Here is a 15,948-nt window from a genome sequence, read left to right on the forward strand (position 1 = left end):
TCATCATCGCGTTTCTATTATTGGGATAGATAATAACAAATCATTCCACCAATGTAAAGTCGGATGTTAGACAGGCTTCTTCTCCTTCACCGATGGATTGTACAATTCGTAGTTTCATATCAGAAAATGGATGCGAATACATAATGGGAACGGCGCATGACATAACATGACCGTTTTGCCTATTCCTTACTCCCCTCTTGTTGACATGATTCCTGTCTCGATTGTGCCCGCTTGTGTCGAATAGAAACAGCGAGCAGCAGAAGCGGGACTAAGATTCCGAACGTAGCAACGAACGGAATCCAGGTTGTCTTGTTATAATCGCTGTAGTGCACCGAGCTCGGATGAACAATTATGGAGAAGATGACTAATAGAAGACCTAACGGATATACAAGTATTCGGTAATCGTGCAGTCGCAATGTCTGTGACAGACCTACACACGAGACGTAAAAATACATCGACATTTTGAAGTAAATGGTAATGAACCACATGACAGCTACAACTACTTCGACATGCTGAAAAAAAGTCCCCACCATAATTCTTTTAGCCAGCGCATAGCTCGGATATAATTGCCGTGAAGTTGTCTCTGCTCCGAGAACCAGGATCGTACAGGCGATAATGATTGTCAACACAATACCGGCCAGAAGCACTCCGATATAGAACGCTTTTGTTGCTTTGCTCACTTCTGGAGTGGATGACGGATAGATCATTAAGAAGACGACAGCTGGAAACAAGTATATACTGCTGAACAATAATGTCGCACGGATCATCGGTTTCATACTCGACTCGAAGATAGGCTGAATCTTATGTATATCGATCTGTGGTGCAATGCATAACAGAAGAATGAGGAGCAAGAGTATGAAGTATGGAAATAGAATCTCTGCAGATCTTGCCAGCACCTCTAAGCCTAAGCGCACACCCATAACAACGATGAATGCGAATATGATATTCGTAGCGATCATAGGAGTATTGGGCAATATCTGAGTTGTCATGAAGAAGCCCATATAGTTTAGCAGCTCCGATGAAGTGATTAATGCAAAGAAAACGAAGAACCACGAAATAGCTGTTCCAAGCCATTTGCCTAAGCGCTTCTCAATCATTTCAACGAGTGTCATTCTCGGATGATGCTGTGCGACGATGCTATACATCTTCACAAGAAGCATGCTTATTCCAATGCTAATAATTGAAGCAATCCATGCATCCTGCTTCACTTCTTCTGCCAAGCTTGAAGGGATAACTAAGATCGCCGTTCCAACGGAATATAAGAAGACGAGAATTGTAAACTGACGAACGCTGATATTATTCTGTTCCCCTTTTCCCATCATGATTGCTCCTCTCGTTCATCCCTTCAAGAATGTTGAAATCAGGCTTGTAATTGGTTTATAGATGGCTGCAACCATGTCAAGCGGACTTGGTACTTTAACATGAAATGCCAGAGCGATGCCAAGTACTGTGCCGAGTGTAAGCAGTGTACCGAATGCGACAGCTTCTTGTTTACTTCCGCTCTTCGACAATGCTGGGTATTCCATGATAATAATGGTGACTGCAATAATGAGGATCCCTAAACTAGCTAAAATATGTCGTAATCCTCCATTTCCTATATTGTGGATATTTGTGATCAATCTATTTCAATTATCGTCGTTGAGCATTTTTTTAAACGAATTGGGAAAAATTTTTCAATGCAAGGAGCTCATCATCATTGTAAGGAGCTCTTGTGCAATGTACGAAGCTGATCGCTCCTTAATATGTCCTTAACAGGCGGAACGGGCGGTGCAATGCCGAATGAGACTGCATCCGAATTTACGATGTATCCCGGCAACCGCTTGTTCATTATGATTTCGACAGGCTTACCGCAATTGCTGTACGGAGAATTAGGTTTTAAGCGCGTCTTACTTCGGATTAGAATTGACTATGCGGATGAAATGAAATAAAATACATCTATATTAAGTTGAATAGGCGATGGAGTTCGCCATAACCGCCGTCTAGGCTAATGACTCCTACCAGAGAATAACTTCCCTGGTAGGAGTCTGTTTTTTTGTCCAGAATGGTAATGACAGAAAGGATGATGAGATGTTGTGAAGAAATGGAGAGGGTTGCTCATACCTGTCTTACAGAAATCTACATACGCCGCTATTATGGCTTCTTTATTGAAGTGGATTGTACTTGGGAGTATCGTCGGGCTATTGACTGGTTCTGCCTCTGCGATATTTCTCATCAGCTTGGACTATGTTACGGGGACGAGAATCGAGCATCCTTGGTTGTTGTACCTGTTACCGCTGGGCGGTGCTGTGGTCAGTTACATGTATTTGAAATTCGGTAAGAACAGCGCGAAAGGCAATAATCTTATTATTGAACAGATTCATGATGGCAAAGAAGTGATTCCACTGCGTATGGCGCCCCTAGTCTTATTCGGTACGCTCGTTACGCATCTGTTCGGAGGCTCCGCAGGCCGCGAAGGTACGGCAGTCCAGATGGGCGGCAGCTTATCCGAATGGCTTGGCAAAATGCTGCGAGTCGATCAAACTGATCGTAGAATTCTTCTCATTTGCGGCATTAGCGGTGGGTTCGGTTCCATATTCGGCACCCCGCTTGCGGGTACAGTATTTGGACTTGAAGTGCTGGCCATCGGACTCATCCGTCACGAGGCCCTGGTTCCTGCATTCGTAGCGAGTTTTGTGGGGAATATTGTCACCTCGTCAGTATGGGGAGTATCACATGTCCATTACGTCGTCAATGAATTTCCTGAGTTATCGCTGCTTGTACTGGGAAAGGTTGTGCTGGCCTCCATCTTGTTCGGACTCACGAGCCGGCTGTTCAGTCAACTGACCCACTATTTGAAAAAAGGGTATGCCAAGCTATTCGCAAATCCGATGCTTAAAAGTGCGGTAGGCGGGCTAGTTATAATCGTATTCGTGTATTTTGTTGGATCACGCGATTATCTTGGCTTAGGTATTCCGCTTATTCAGAGCTCATTTACGGAGGACGTATCTCCATTTGCCTTTCTTGGGAAGCTCATTTTCACTTCCTTTACGTTGGGTGCAGGCTTTCAGGGCGGTGAGGTCACGCCGTTATTTGCCATCGGAGCCACATTAGGCAATGCATTGTCGGGCATTTTGCAGTTGTATGCCCCCTTCTTGGCTGCACTAGGATTTATTGCCGTATTTTGTGGAGCAACGAATACACCGATCGCCTGCTTCCTGATGGGAATTGAGTTGTTCGGTTCTGAGGGAGCGATTTATATGTTTATTGCCTGCTTGATCAGCTATTTATTTTCAGGTCATACCGGTATCTATACTTCACAACAAATTGGAGTATCTAAGGCGAAATTGATACGGATTGCAGCAGGAAGTACGATTGGCGCAGTCAAAACGGAGCAGCGGCAACAGGATCGTACTGAGTAATATGACGATAACCACGGAATGAGGCTGTCCAATTCGTTAGCTTACCTTCTGCGGGATCCTATCTAATAAGAGAAAGGTCGAGTTCAGGGTAATAAGGCGCCCTGCTCTCGACCTTTTTTCACTATCCGATTTAATTGTGGATTGCGTCACATTCAATGGAAAATAGGAGGACTTTCCCATCTTACTTGTGATGACTCAGGCTATCTCATTCCTACTTATTCGGATGAAGATACGGATATAGTCGAAGCAGCATCGGTCTCTGTTACGCTTAGACGGTTAGACTGGAACTCGGCCATGATGCATATCCGTGCTTGTGTAATTCAAGCAATGCTTCGAGACGGGCCTTATATCGATTGACGAGCACCTGAATATTGGATTGCTCATAGTCCCGTGTGTTGTACACGAACCGAACGACAAGCTGCCCTGCTACAATCATGGCAACCGCCTCTAATTGATACATTCGTCCATTGTCCAGTCCTATCGTATCACCTGGCGGCATCGCTGAGAACGTAAATTTTTCATTATTCAGCTCGTTACCGAATTGACCCATATAATTGAAATTTATATTTGCCTTCCTCTCCAAAATTGCTGTACCGCTTCCTGACACATGCTTGGTCAAATACTTCAGCACCCCATAATTCATTCCCTTGTTCGGAATGCTGCGCAGCATTTGCCGAGTCTGTTCGACAGCTGCGGGAAGGGAATCGGCTCGTGACATATCGAGAATGATTGGATACATCGTCATGAACCAGCCGATCGTACGCGACACCTCGATCTCTTCCCCGATTGCTTCTCTTCCATGGCCTTCAACATCCAAGCGAAATGTGCGTCCGCCACTCCAATCCGCAAGCGCCATTCCGAATGCAGTTAGCATGAGGTCATATGCATCCGGGCTTGCTGGCGTATTATTGCTCCGAAGCAGTGTGTCGGTTGCTTCCGAAGAGAATTCAATCGTAATCATGCCATTATCGCTCCATACACCAAGATCGGCAGCTTGCACATCGCTGCGTAATCCGAGTGGCAATGGATCCCCTGAATATTGTTCAAGCGCAAGCCAATAAGGAAGTTCCTGAATAACCTCATCCTGCTGAGCATAGGTGAGTAATCTCTCTGCCCACTGCTTCAGAGAAGTTGACTTTGGCCTAACTCGCAGTGGATGTCCGTTCACAAGCTGATCGTATCCATCAGCAAAATCTTCGAGGAGCACACGCCAAGCATATCCGTCTACAATCAGATGATGAATCGTGAGCAGCAGGTGATCCCCACCCTTCGTACGGAATAGACCAAGCTTGACAATTGGGCCCTTGTAGAGATTCATACTCTGCTGCAGTTGAGTTGCAATCTGTTCCATTTCTCGCTCAGGATGGTCAGCATCTTCTAGATCGTATGATACGAAATGATAGAAGGGCCCTTCATCCGGCTGGCGGATGGTTTGAACGATCAACTTCCCTTCTGGGCGATAGGTCATTCGCAATGCATCATGGTGAAGAACAAGATGGTCAAATACATGTTCGATGTGCTCTTGCACAAATCTCGTCTTACTGAATAGGACGAATGACTGGTTCCAATGATGCGGGTTCGCGAACCGCTGCTCCCAGAACCACTGTTGAATAGGTGTAAATGGAACGACTCCAGTGATGATTTCGTTCTGGGGGCGCTTGTCTGTAAATCTCATGCGGGCGGCTGCCTCACCCAACGTTGGATATGAATGAAGTTCCTTTACTGTCAAGGTATACCCGAACTGATGCAATCGCCCCATGAGTTGAAGCGCTTTGATGGAATCACCGCCGAGTTCCCAGAAGCTGTGGTGTAACCCGATTGGGTGCCTATTTAGCGTCTCTGCCCACAGCTCCGCTAGCAGCTGCTCACGTTCGGTAGCAGGCGCAATATACGGTTGATTGCCAGAAGACAGTTCGGTCATGTGAAGCAGTGCCTTGCGGTCAATCTTGCCATTGTGTGTTAGCGGCATGCTGTCAATCTTCATGAAGTGTGCAGGAACCATATAGCTAGGAAGCTGATTCAGCAGCTGAGTGCGAATGTCTGAGATCACGAGTTCTTGATCCGTGACAATATAGGCAGATAGCGTCGAGTCGGAAGTATCTTGCTTGATCATAAGCACGGCAGCTTCTTGAATGCCTGGCAAGCGCTGCAGCTGCGATTCAATTTCACCAATTTCAATTCGATAACCACGAATTTTCACTTGGTCGTCTGTTCGTCCAATGAATTCGAGCTCCCCGTTAGGAAGCCATCTGGCATAATCACCGGTCAAGTACATTCGCTTCCATCCATCCGAGTCGAAGAAGGGATTCGCTATGAAGCGCTGCTCTGATTGCTCCGGTAGATTGAGATATCCGCGAGCAAGTCCTATTCCGGTGATACATATCTGTCCTTGTGCCCCAATTGGCTGCAGCTGAAGATGCTCATTCACGATATATACGAAGCTATTCGCTAACGGTCTGCCAATGCTATAGGCTCCTCCCGCTTGCGCGTCTTTCTTGATTGACGTGACAACGCTGTTCTCGGAAGGGCCGTATTCAATTACAATTTCAGTGTCGGACTGAAGCTGCTTGCTTCTCTCTATCACCGCATCACTGACCCGCTCGCCTGCTAAGGTAACAATCCGAAGACTCGACATATCTTCTGTTGATAATCCTGTGAGTAAAGACCCATATAGGCTTGGTGTGGAAATAATATGATAGACCTTCTCTTGTATAATCAAGTTACGTAGGGCATAGAAGTCTTTCATCGCCTCCTCAACTGCCAGCACAACTGTCGCTCCCGTAATAAGCGGTGACCAGCACGTCGCCACAAAACCATCGAACGCGAAGGAAATCAACGGGAGCACGGTGTCTCCTACCCTTGTCTTGTATTCTTGGTTCCGATAATGCAGAGTGCTGCCGAATGATTGATGCTCGATCATCACCCCCTTCGGATTGCCGGTCGACCCGGAGGTATAGATGATATATGCAAGGCTGTTTGGAGCAGGGTGAGTGACTTGAATGTTATCTTTTGAAATGTCATTTAATAGCTGGCTTTCTTGCCTACTTTCTTGCTTGTCGCTGTCTGCGGTGCATTTATCTAGATCCAACCATTCATATGCTCTATCGATATGGAAACGCCTTTCTAGGCCTCGATGCGTAACGATGACTTTGACACTGCTGTCTGTAAGCATAAATGAGATTCGTTCATGAGGGAGTGCAGGGTCTAGCGGAATGTAGGCCGCTCCAGCTCTCCATATCCCGAGCATGCTGACAATGGTATCGATAGATCGCTCCATCAGGATGCCTACGACATCGTCCTGCCCGATACCTTTATTCCTTAGATGCGCACTCAATCGGTCAGCTCTGGTACCTAATTCTCGATAAGTGATGGATTTCTGGTCGCATCGAATGGCTATAGCTTCAGGGGTTCGTTCGCACTGCTCATTGAACGCTTGGACGACTAAGAGAGTGGGATTGGACTCTTGTGTTTTCGCTGCCTGAAAGGAAGTCATCAGCTCTGCACGCTGCTCAGGCGTGCAAATTTCGGTTGAGTCGATAGAGCGTTCAGGCTGTGCAAGCACTTCTTCGATTACATATACATACTGTTCAATCTGCCGCTGAATTTCTTCTGAACTGAACTTAGCTATCTGATAATCAAAGTGCAGGGACAATTCATTCGTCGCTGCGACTCGCTGTACCCGGAGCAGGAAGTCATTTTCCTCATAGCCACAATGGATGTGCTCCCATTCATATTGAACGTGCTCATTGCTGTTTACATTCGACGTATCCGTCTCTCGATATTCAATGGATGCGTGAAAGAGAGGCGAGCTGTCGCCTGTCTTAGAGCGAATGTCCTGTACAAGCTGATTGAATGGATATTTCTGATGCCTTGCCGCTGAGAATTGCTTTTTGTTCACTTGCTTAATGAAGGAGATCCTGTCTTGTTCCCCTTCTATCTGGAGACGGAGTGGCACGGTGCTGACGAACATACCTAACATGTTTTTCTCTGCTCTATTCGTTCGATTGCTTAATGTCGTGCCGATGACTTGATTTTGGTTACCATTCCACTTGTATAAATAAATGGCGAGTAGTGCGGTGAATAACGTAAATAGACTTACTTGATGCTTCTCGCAGAATTGATATACGTGCTGCTGCATGGATGCAGACAACGGATAAGATATACGATTGGATTTACAGGTAGGATCATGCAGTTGGAGTGGCGAGATTGTATGTACGCTGTCAGAGCGATGTGCTTCAAATTCCTGCAGCCAATATTGTCGGTCTTTCTCCCGGCGCTCAGATTGCTCGTATTCCAGCTCACTAGCGATGAACTGCAAGTAGGAAGGTCGATGTGACTCAGGCAAGGCTGCGCCTTGTACAAGGCAACTGTAATAGGCAAGAATATCATCAATGATAAGCTGCTGGGAGATTCCATCGTGAATGAAATGATGAAAACGCTGGTATAATACACAATCCGTAGCATTTATCCGCAACAGAATGAACTTAAATAGATCGGCATCCTTCCACGGCATTGGCATCTGAGCTCTCGCCTTCTCCCATGATTGTACGTCAATACCGACAGCATCAATGACTGGAACCTCATAGTTTTGATACTTGCTGATGTATTGTCTTGGTCCCTGTCCGTCCCTCTCTACGATACGAAGACGCAGAACTTCATTTCGTCTTAAGAGCTCATTTACAGCTTGCTGCAGGAAAGGAATCTCCAGATTGCCTTGTTTCGACTTCAGCCGCAACGATACTGAAATAATGCCTAAGCTTGTATTCGGCTGCATATTCTCCACGTACCAAATTCTAAGTTGAGGATGTGTAAGTGACCAATCATTCATCAGCCTCGCCCTTCCCTGTCAAATTCATCTACTAGCACATTGAAACATGTCATTGGAAAGAGGGTCAATCAAATATTTTCTAAAGAGAATTGTTCATTTGATAATTTCTTGTAAATACCAAGAATGCAGCTATAATTGTATAAATTTCGCAATAACGGAGAAACTATCCCCAGCGTAGTGTAAAACCTTATGGAGAAATAAATCGATGAATTTACATGCTTATGTACTTTTATGTCGGCTGTTGCTGTTAAGTATATCCATTCCATTTGTAATGGTCGCCCTTGTTCCAGATATGGTTGAAGCAAAACCTTTGAATACCGTTGAATCGAAGCGAGATGACTACTCGATCATCATCTTCCCCCACCTTCACCGCCTTGTTGTGCAACAGCATAACAAGACAATCAAGTCTTATCATATCGCAGTTGGTGATCCCGCTACCCCAACTCCCACGGGTGAATTCCGTATCATATTTAAGGGGGAGAACTGGGGTCCATCATTCGGACCTCGTTGGCTCGGCTTGAATGTCACATGGGGGAATTATGGTATCCATGGTACAAATAAGCCCTATTCCATTGGACGTCATGCGAGTCATGGTTGTATTCGTATGCGCAATAAAGATGTTATTGAATTGTATGAGATGATTCCGATCGGCACGAAAGTAACGATTATGGGACATGCACTGGGTGATTTGAGGCATAATCCACGCGATTTAGCGGAAGGTGATGTTGGCGGAGATGTGCAATTGATTCAGTCGAGGCTGCAAAGTGCAGGATATTACACAGGAAGGTGTGACGGCAAGTTCAGATCAAGCACGACGCAGGCCCTCAAGCGTTATCAACGCGATCACCATCTAGAGCCAAATGGCGTTGTTTCCTTCCCTATTTATGTACATCTTGGATTGGTAGAATGACCGTGGGTCTGCACTCTTCACATTAGCTGTTTTAGGATGCTTCCAAGATACTGCTTATGCACCCTGTCGTCATTCTGAGACGATAGGGTGCATGCTGTTTCTTTAACATGTCGGCGAATATCCGAATGTGCGGTTGCGAAATGCTTCTAAGTGAGTGAATCCCAAAAAAACAAGGGAAACTGTTCAATCAGCCTCCCTTAGTTCGTAGTCATAACCTTTGTTCGGATTTGAAAGATTGTATTTTGCTTCAAATCCTACAAGACAACTCTCCAATTATGACTGTACTCGGCTGTAATGGTTCCCCGCTTCCTAATATAATCCACGATTAATTCAGCCATATCTGTCGGCAGATCAAGCACAATTGGCTTATTGGCGAACATGACATAATTCCCCCCGCCCCCCGCTCGATAATTGTTCATGGCCACATCATATTCAGCGTTCATCTCAATTGACGCGCCACCAACGTTTAGCGTAGTAACGCGCTGTCCTATCGGTCGTGAGACTTGAATCTCATATTCAATGCCTGACCACATATCATAATTATAATGCTGGGGCTTCGGATATAAGAACGCTTCACTAACCTGTATCTGATTCCCTTGTTCCGATAATGCAAAATAAGAGGCAGATTGCTCCAAGGCGTCCTTAATATCTTGACCCGAGACGCGAATGACTCTTAGCGTATTCGGATACATATAGTTGGCCAGCACCTGTCGCATCGTAATCTCTCCATAGAATCCTGGCGCACTATCATCGAAGAGAGCGGTATTCGATATTTCGGCACATCCGTATTCCATTTGAACCCGATTAATGAATGCGATCAACGGATGGTCTGCAAGCCGGACTTGCGACGGATCATCGACCAACATATTGCCTTCCATAGTACCAATCGGTTGATCCAGCCAGTGTTGAACCTTCTGTTCGATGTCATGGATCGCTTCCAAGATACGTTCGTCCGGGACTGTTCCCTCTACAGAAATGAACTGAGATTGACATTGTTCTAGTGCCCATTTCCCCTCAAGCTTGGTCATACCGATCTCCATGAATCCGATTCCTTGCCCATGGGAGCTCGGTTGCGCGATCCATACCCCGTTCACCTGCTCATCTACAATCATTCGGTGCTGATGACCGGTTAACAAGATGTCGATTCCGGGAACGTCCATGCAAATTCGATAGCCTTGATTTTCCCCTGTATCTGCCTCTGTCAATTCGCCAGTACGCATGTCCCGCTCGAATCCGCCGTGATAGGATACGACAACGAGATCAACCTGCTCTTCATTTCGAAGAATGTTCACCCAGCGCTTCGCCTCATCAACCGCGTCTTCGAAGCATATTCCTGCAATATGCTGCGGCAATTCCCAGTTCGGAATATACGGGGTTGTTAAGCCCAGTATGCCGATCTTAAGTCCATTCGCATACTCCTTTACAATATAGGGCTTGCCAAAGTAAGGCTCTCCGTCTTCTTCCCGAAGTAGATTTGCGCTGAGCCATGGGAACTGAGACTCCTTAATCGCCTGCTTCAAATAGGGAAGCCCGTAGTTAAATTCATGGTTCCCGATGACGGCAGCATCCGCCTTGATCTGGTTCATGCAGGCGACCATTGGATTAGGCAGTTCTGGTTGTATACGGGCATGATAATAGGTTAGCGGTGTGCCTTGAAGCAGATCACCATTGTCGATCAGTACAGATTCCTTATACTGATGGCGCAGAGTGTCAATAGCTGTCGCCATTCTGGCTAACCCTGCTTCAATATGCTGCTGATCCGCATAACGATAAGGCATAACGGTTCCGTGAATGTCACTAGTATGTATAATGGCTACTGTGCAAGAATCACTGTTTTCGTGAAGAGGTACTGCTGTTTCATGGCCCATATGGATTCTCCTCATCTGTGCTGGACGCATCTATCCTATCTTGGCTGTCTTTCGAAATAAAGGATAGAGAAGCCCTGGCAACCGCGCCGGGACTTCTCTACACGATCTTGCCATGTCAGACAATTCATGACATTTATAGCTTAAGGTGCAATTGTAATTGGATTAGTCTGATATACATTGCTGCTATCCTTGCGGAGACGAATGCTGGCTGCCCCGCTCTTGCCTGATTGTGTTCGCACCTGGATTGTCTTCACGGCAGTACCAGTGCTATCCGCTGTAAGTGTGAAGCTATTATAGCCATATCCGGTAGGCCAACTGCCATTATCTTGCTGCACTTGACCGACTTGCTGCCCGCCCGTTAAGTATACGCCGATTTGAAGCGTAATGCTGCTGTTCGGCGCTAAGCCGCCTGCTGTAATCGTTACATTGAATGGCGTGGCTGCAGTTACCGTTGCAGGATGTGTCATCGCAGGATTGCCAGATGGGTTCTGTCCCCCACTTGGAGCGCCATATGAGCCTTTCTTAAATGTGGAAGAATCCCACCATTTGTAGCCCGCTGCAGGTGCCGCCCACGGCTCAGGCTGCGGCTCTGTACTGAGCTGCGGTGTCTCGAACGGCAGCAATGCAGTTGGTGTGTCAAGCTGCAGTCCTGGCACCTGTGTGAAGCTTGTGTATGACTCCTGCTCGGCAAGCCAGTCGATAAGGTTCATGAGCAGTGCGGCATCATCCTGCTCTTTGTAGCCATCATATGTTTTTTTCGTCTGTCCATTCTCTTCGCGCAAATATTTCGGTGTTGCATCTTCTACTGGAGAGGAATCACCAATGACAGCGGCTTTCCCTAACCCGACCTTCGAGATGGATACGTAAGCCCCTTCTGCGACGCCGCCTCCGTTATATACGCCTTGATCTACTGCATTTGGCCATTTCTGGCTGCTGCTTACCGCAGGCAAGTACACGATGCCTTTCGCAATTTGCGGATTTGTAATTGCAACCGTTGAACCCGCATGCATGGCAACACTGCTTACTTGATTCGTAATGCCGAATGCTTGCTGTGGATCGACAATCACGTTAGCATTAATGTCACCGAGTGCATTGTAGCGAATACGAACACCGAAGTTGTCGGACAGCCAATCGGAGCTTGCAACATCCTGCATAGGAGCTGAGTTGGCCTCCTCTGTGCTCATCCCTTGTGCTGGGTTGCTCCATGCTCCACGGCGGTAGCCGTTAAATGCTTCAGAAGCGTCCCAGCGGTTCTTGTTGCGATCCGCATTGTAATGGTCTGCGATGAAGAAGATGCTGCCCCCACTGTTGACATACTGCAACATTGCTGCTTGCTCGGATGTCTTATACGGAATGTTGGCCTCGCCAATAACAAACACTTGATAATCTTTCAGATCATCATAAGTGATTGGCGTAGACTTGCGCAATTCCTTAACCTCATAGCCTTTGTCTGCAATGCCGTTAGCGAAATCTGAGAAGCCGCCATCAATTACCCAGTCTGCTGCGCCAGCCGTTTGACCGTGAGTGTTATCGAACAATACTTTCTTGCCGTTCGGTGTACCCTTTGCCGTGATATACGGCGCCGGATCGGCTGGCCCCTCCGCATAAGCGTTAGACCCTGCTCCCAAGGACAACGTGGGCAGTGCGATTAATGCAGCAAGTACAACTTTGAACCATTTGCGTTTCAACACAGTTAGCATATTCATTCTTCTTCGCCTCCTCATTTTGTGATGCGGGGGATTGCACCTCTCCGTTCAACATTATTATGGGGCTCGTATGTTAAGGGAAACTTATGTTCATGCGAAGATTATGTTAATCGATCAATTTTTATGAATTATATAGAAAATATTACAACTGGTATAAGTAAGAAATCAAAAGCGGCGAAATGCATCTACTACTACTGGAATAGGACGATATGTTCTTCGAGAAAGCTATCGAGCGTTCTCGGTGCTTGGCCGAGCAATCGAGCAACTGTATCAGTAGGATGCTCCGGAATGGCTGCAGACATGGCTTGAATCTCTACAACGTGATTCGCAAGCCATAGCGGCATATGATCTTGTTCCATTAAGGAACGGCGCTGTGTGTTCGAATCCATGTTGATATACGTAATAGGACGACCGAGCATTGCTGTGAATTTGGCCGCAATTTGTTCATAATTGAACACTTCTGAACCAGTGAGTGTATAGATGCGTCCTGCTTTCTTGTGATTCGTTAGTACTTCTGCGGCGACATCCGCAATATCTCGGCAATCGATGTAGTTGCATGCTGAGTTCCCCATTGAGCCGTAGAAGGCATTGTGCTTGCGAATCGGCCCAGTCAATCGAAGTAAGTTCTGCATAAAAGCATAGGGTCGCAGTACGGTATGCAATATACCTGAATCGTTGAGCAAGGTTTCAATTTCCAGATGCCATCTGGCAATCTCCACTGGAACAAGAGCGTTATACAGCGGGCTAGAAATCTTTACAATATGCTCAATGCCGGCCTCGATAGCCGTTCGGATGACCGAGCTCTCTAATTCCACTTGTCTTGGACTATTCGACATGGACAGAAAAAGTTGGCTCGCCCCTTGAAATGCAGAGCGCAATGCTGATGCGCCGGATGCATCTGCCTGGACAATCTCCACCTGTCTATGGTCACCCGCACCCAATTGAATCCGGAGTTTGTCCGGCTCTCTGCTGATGGCCCGTACGGGTACGTTTGCTTGAATCAGACTGTTTAGCAGTTCTCTGCCGATGGTTCCTGTTGCACCGATTACTACGATCATTTCTTACACGCTCCTGTTCGATGTATGTTTGTGTGTTGCCTTATACCAGCGGCATACTGTAGTTGTGCTCGCTATCGTGACAGATAGAGGAAAGTCTATCCACACCCGATCCAACCATGCAATCTCTTGTGAAAATGCATAAATCGACAGTTCTGTAACAACCAAAGCTATCAGCAGCCCTGTTGCTACTCCTAAAAAGGCGAATATCGTTGCAATGACAAGAAGATGCGACCTGTTCAACCATTGTGTATGTAATCCCCAATCTTGCAGCCAACGACCAATGATCCATGCTGTTACGGCAGATGTCCCTCCTATCGAAGTAAAGGCGGCAATGAACAGGATCTGGTCACCGATCACCACTCCTCCAATCCCGGCCATCAACGCCGGCGCAGCATAAGCTATCATGATATCGCGCCAGAGAACAGAAGGCTTAGATATCCTATTACTACCATCCTTGGTCTCACTTGCATCATTTGATCTGTTCAATGTTTGTCTTCACCCTTTCTGTTAAAAAAATTGCTCACTCCTACACCCCATATAATTAGGTTCCTAACTATATGGGTGGAAAGGAGGGCTAGTCAAGACTAGCCCCTTTCACGATCATCCACTGTCCCTGTTTAGACGATAGATTCCGCGGTAAGTGCTGAAATTCCTTCGGTAACCCTTCCGAGTAGGTCGAGAAATACGGTGCGCTCTTCAGCAGTAAGCAGTCCTACCATGGCTTCCAGCCTTGCAAAATGTTCCGGTGCCATCTCACGAAGCTTATTAGCTCCTTGATCTGTGAGAACAACTGACTTTTGCCTACCGTCTGATGCACTAGTACGCCGAGTGACGAGACCATCGCGTTCTAAGGTATCGATTAAGCCCGTGACAGTCGCACGAGTCACACCGAGGTTGTTGGCTAATTGCGATGGCGGCTCCTCTCCCCCATTGTCCTCCAAATCGGCTAACAAGCGATATCGACCTGTTGATAGTCCGAATCTGGAGAAATGAACTTCTGCCGCATGTCCTAGCTTCGCACCAGCCTCCATTAACCGAGCAGCAACAAGAATGGCTTGTGCGTCGACGTCGAGGTTGTAGCGATCAATCTGCCGCTTGGATTGAATGAGTGTAGGTGCGGTTTCATTGCTCTTAGTAAATAATGGTTGATTGGTCATACAAATAGTATGGCTCCTAACTATATAATTGTCAAGTCCTCATTATTTTAGAGCCGAATCAACTACTTGTAGATTCTTTAACAACGGTCGATCGGCTCTCAGTCTGATTTTATGAGGGGTCATCCACTATTAGAGTCGTACAAGCTTATCTGGGTTGCGTACGAAATAGATATTGCGAATGGCAGCCCCCTCCGAATGAAGCAGGATAACGGTGTCGGGTCGTCCATCGGTATGAACGATCACTCCCGCTTGCCCATTAATAGAGGTAATTTCATAATGCAACAGGTTCTCTTGTTGGACAGTCTTCTTCATAAGTCCGATGAGGAATTGTGCGACTCGTTCTGGCGTTGTAATTGGATGTGCAGCAGCCGACACCTTGCCGCCTCCATCAGACAGAACAACGATATCTTCATGCAGCATAGACACGACGGCATCCACGCTATTCGACCTCAGTGCTTGTAATAAACGCATTACCCATTCCTCACTAGCCAGCTCATGAGGGATAGGCTCCTCCTCCGAAATTCCCATCTTATTGCGGGCTCGGCTTAACAACTTGCGGCAATTCACCTCATTTTTATTCACAATTTGTGCAATTGCGGGATAGTCGAACCCGAGCGCTTCACGCAAGATGAAGATCGTGCGTTCCACAGGCGCTAATCGTTCAAGCAGCACAAGCATCGCGTAGGATAGCAAATCAGAACGTACAATTGAATTCATCGGATCCTCGTAGGTTGTCGCAACAGGCTCTGGCAGCCAAGTACCGAAATATTGCTCTCGTCGGCGCTGAGCCGATTTTAGCAAATCATAGCACTGATTCGTAACCATTTTGCACAAATATGCCTTCGGTTGTTCAAGCTCATTTCCGTTCAACTTATGGATTTTGACGAATACCTCTTGCACAACATCTTCTGCGTCAACAGTTGAACCAGTCAACTGATAGGCAAGTGTGAACAGCAGTGCTTTATATTGATGATAAAGTTCTGTCGTATCCATATTGTCCTTCTCCCTTGTAATCACAATTGA

Annotated in this window: 11 protein-coding genes, 1 pseudogene, 1 riboswitch and 1 other annotated feature (1 of these 14 only partly in view); of the genes and pseudogenes, 3 read left to right on the top strand and 9 right to left on the bottom strand. The window is 46.6% G+C overall.

Translation table 11 applies throughout. The features are described from left to right. Positions 1-16 (bottom strand) — a binding site (T-box leader); it reaches 240 nt to the left of the window's first position. Between the two features lie 163 nt (positions 17-179). Both BLS15_RS17585 and BLS15_RS17590 read right to left on the bottom strand, forming a co-directional pair. Beyond that, complete coding sequence (locus tag BLS15_RS17585; RefSeq protein WP_090513025.1) at positions 180-1,322, bottom strand: GerAB/ArcD/ProY family transporter; 1,143 nt, start codon at positions 1,320-1,322, stop codon at positions 180-182. A 15-nt stretch (positions 1,323-1,337) separates the two neighbouring features. Then, positions 1,338-1,511 carry a hypothetical protein gene (locus tag BLS15_RS17590; RefSeq protein ID WP_231515130.1) on the bottom strand — a complete coding sequence of 58 codons (174 nt, stop codon included), beginning with the start codon at positions 1,509-1,511 and terminating at the stop codon, positions 1,338-1,340. Positions 1,512-1,775: 264 nt separating this feature from the next. Here BLS15_RS17590 and BLS15_RS28665 point away from each other — a divergent pair. Together BLS15_RS28665 and BLS15_RS17600 are read left to right on the top strand one after the other, a co-directional pair. Further along, positions 1,776-1,877 (top strand): annotated as a pseudogene (locus BLS15_RS28665) (ABC transporter substrate-binding protein); the annotation flags it as partial. 66 nt (positions 1,878-1,943) lie between these two features. Next, positions 1,944-2,004, top strand: a riboswitch (Fluoride riboswitch). 128 nt (positions 2,005-2,132) lie between these two features. After that, positions 2,133-3,398 carry a voltage-gated chloride channel family protein gene (locus tag BLS15_RS17600; protein WP_051250003.1) on the top strand — a complete coding sequence of 422 codons (1,266 nt, stop codon included), beginning with the start codon at positions 2,133-2,135 and terminating at the stop codon, positions 3,396-3,398. A gap of 268 nt (positions 3,399-3,666) precedes the next feature. Here BLS15_RS17600 and BLS15_RS17605 read toward each other — a convergent pair whose 3' ends face one another. Then, positions 3,667-8,226, bottom strand: a complete 4,560-nt coding sequence (locus BLS15_RS17605) for a non-ribosomal peptide synthetase (protein ID WP_090513028.1) — start codon at positions 8,224-8,226, stop codon at positions 3,667-3,669. 205 nt (positions 8,227-8,431) lie between these two features. Here BLS15_RS17605 and BLS15_RS17610 point away from each other — a divergent pair, with 205 nt between their 5' ends. Further along, positions 8,432-9,136 carry a L,D-transpeptidase family protein gene (locus tag BLS15_RS17610; protein ID WP_021256006.1) on the top strand — a complete coding sequence of 235 codons (705 nt, stop codon included), beginning with the start codon at positions 8,432-8,434 and terminating at the stop codon, positions 9,134-9,136. A gap of 254 nt (positions 9,137-9,390) precedes the next feature. On the opposite strand, the gene BLS15_RS17615 is transcribed toward BLS15_RS17610, so the two are convergent. The 6 genes from BLS15_RS17615 to sigJ all read right to left on the bottom strand — a co-directional run bounded on the left by BLS15_RS17615 (position 9,391) and on the right by sigJ (position 15,918). Continuing rightward, on the bottom strand, positions 9,391-11,004 hold the full coding sequence (locus BLS15_RS17615) for a bifunctional metallophosphatase/5'-nucleotidase (protein WP_090513031.1): 1,614 nt from the start codon (positions 11,002-11,004) through the stop codon (positions 9,391-9,393). A gap of 140 nt (positions 11,005-11,144) precedes the next feature. Next, entirely contained in the window at positions 11,145-12,710 is a 1,566-nt protein-coding gene (locus BLS15_RS17620; protein WP_254777366.1) for a DNA-binding protein, read from the bottom strand. Positions 12,711-12,901: 191 nt separating this feature from the next. Then, the gene (locus BLS15_RS17625) at positions 12,902-13,768 is read right to left on the bottom strand and encodes an NmrA family NAD(P)-binding protein (protein ID WP_090513036.1); all 867 of its coding nucleotides are present in this window, start codon (positions 13,766-13,768) and stop codon (positions 12,902-12,904) included. A 3-nt stretch (positions 13,769-13,771) separates the two neighbouring features. After that, complete coding sequence (locus BLS15_RS17630) at positions 13,772-14,254, bottom strand: hypothetical protein (protein WP_021256010.1); 483 nt, start codon at positions 14,252-14,254, stop codon at positions 13,772-13,774. Between the two features lie 131 nt (positions 14,255-14,385). Continuing rightward, entirely contained in the window at positions 14,386-14,925 is a 540-nt protein-coding gene (locus BLS15_RS17635; protein ID WP_090513040.1) for a MarR family winged helix-turn-helix transcriptional regulator, read from the bottom strand. Positions 14,926-15,054: 129 nt separating this feature from the next. Further along, positions 15,055-15,918, bottom strand: coding sequence for an RNA polymerase sigma factor SigJ (gene sigJ, locus BLS15_RS17640; RefSeq protein ID WP_090513045.1), 864 nt, complete (start codon positions 15,916-15,918; stop codon positions 15,055-15,057). Positions 15,919-15,948 lie beyond the last annotated feature (30 nt).

This window comes from Paenibacillus sp. cl6col (assembly GCF_900102125.1).
GTDB lineage: Bacteria > Bacillota > Bacilli > Paenibacillales > Paenibacillaceae > Paenibacillus_B > Paenibacillus_B suaedae.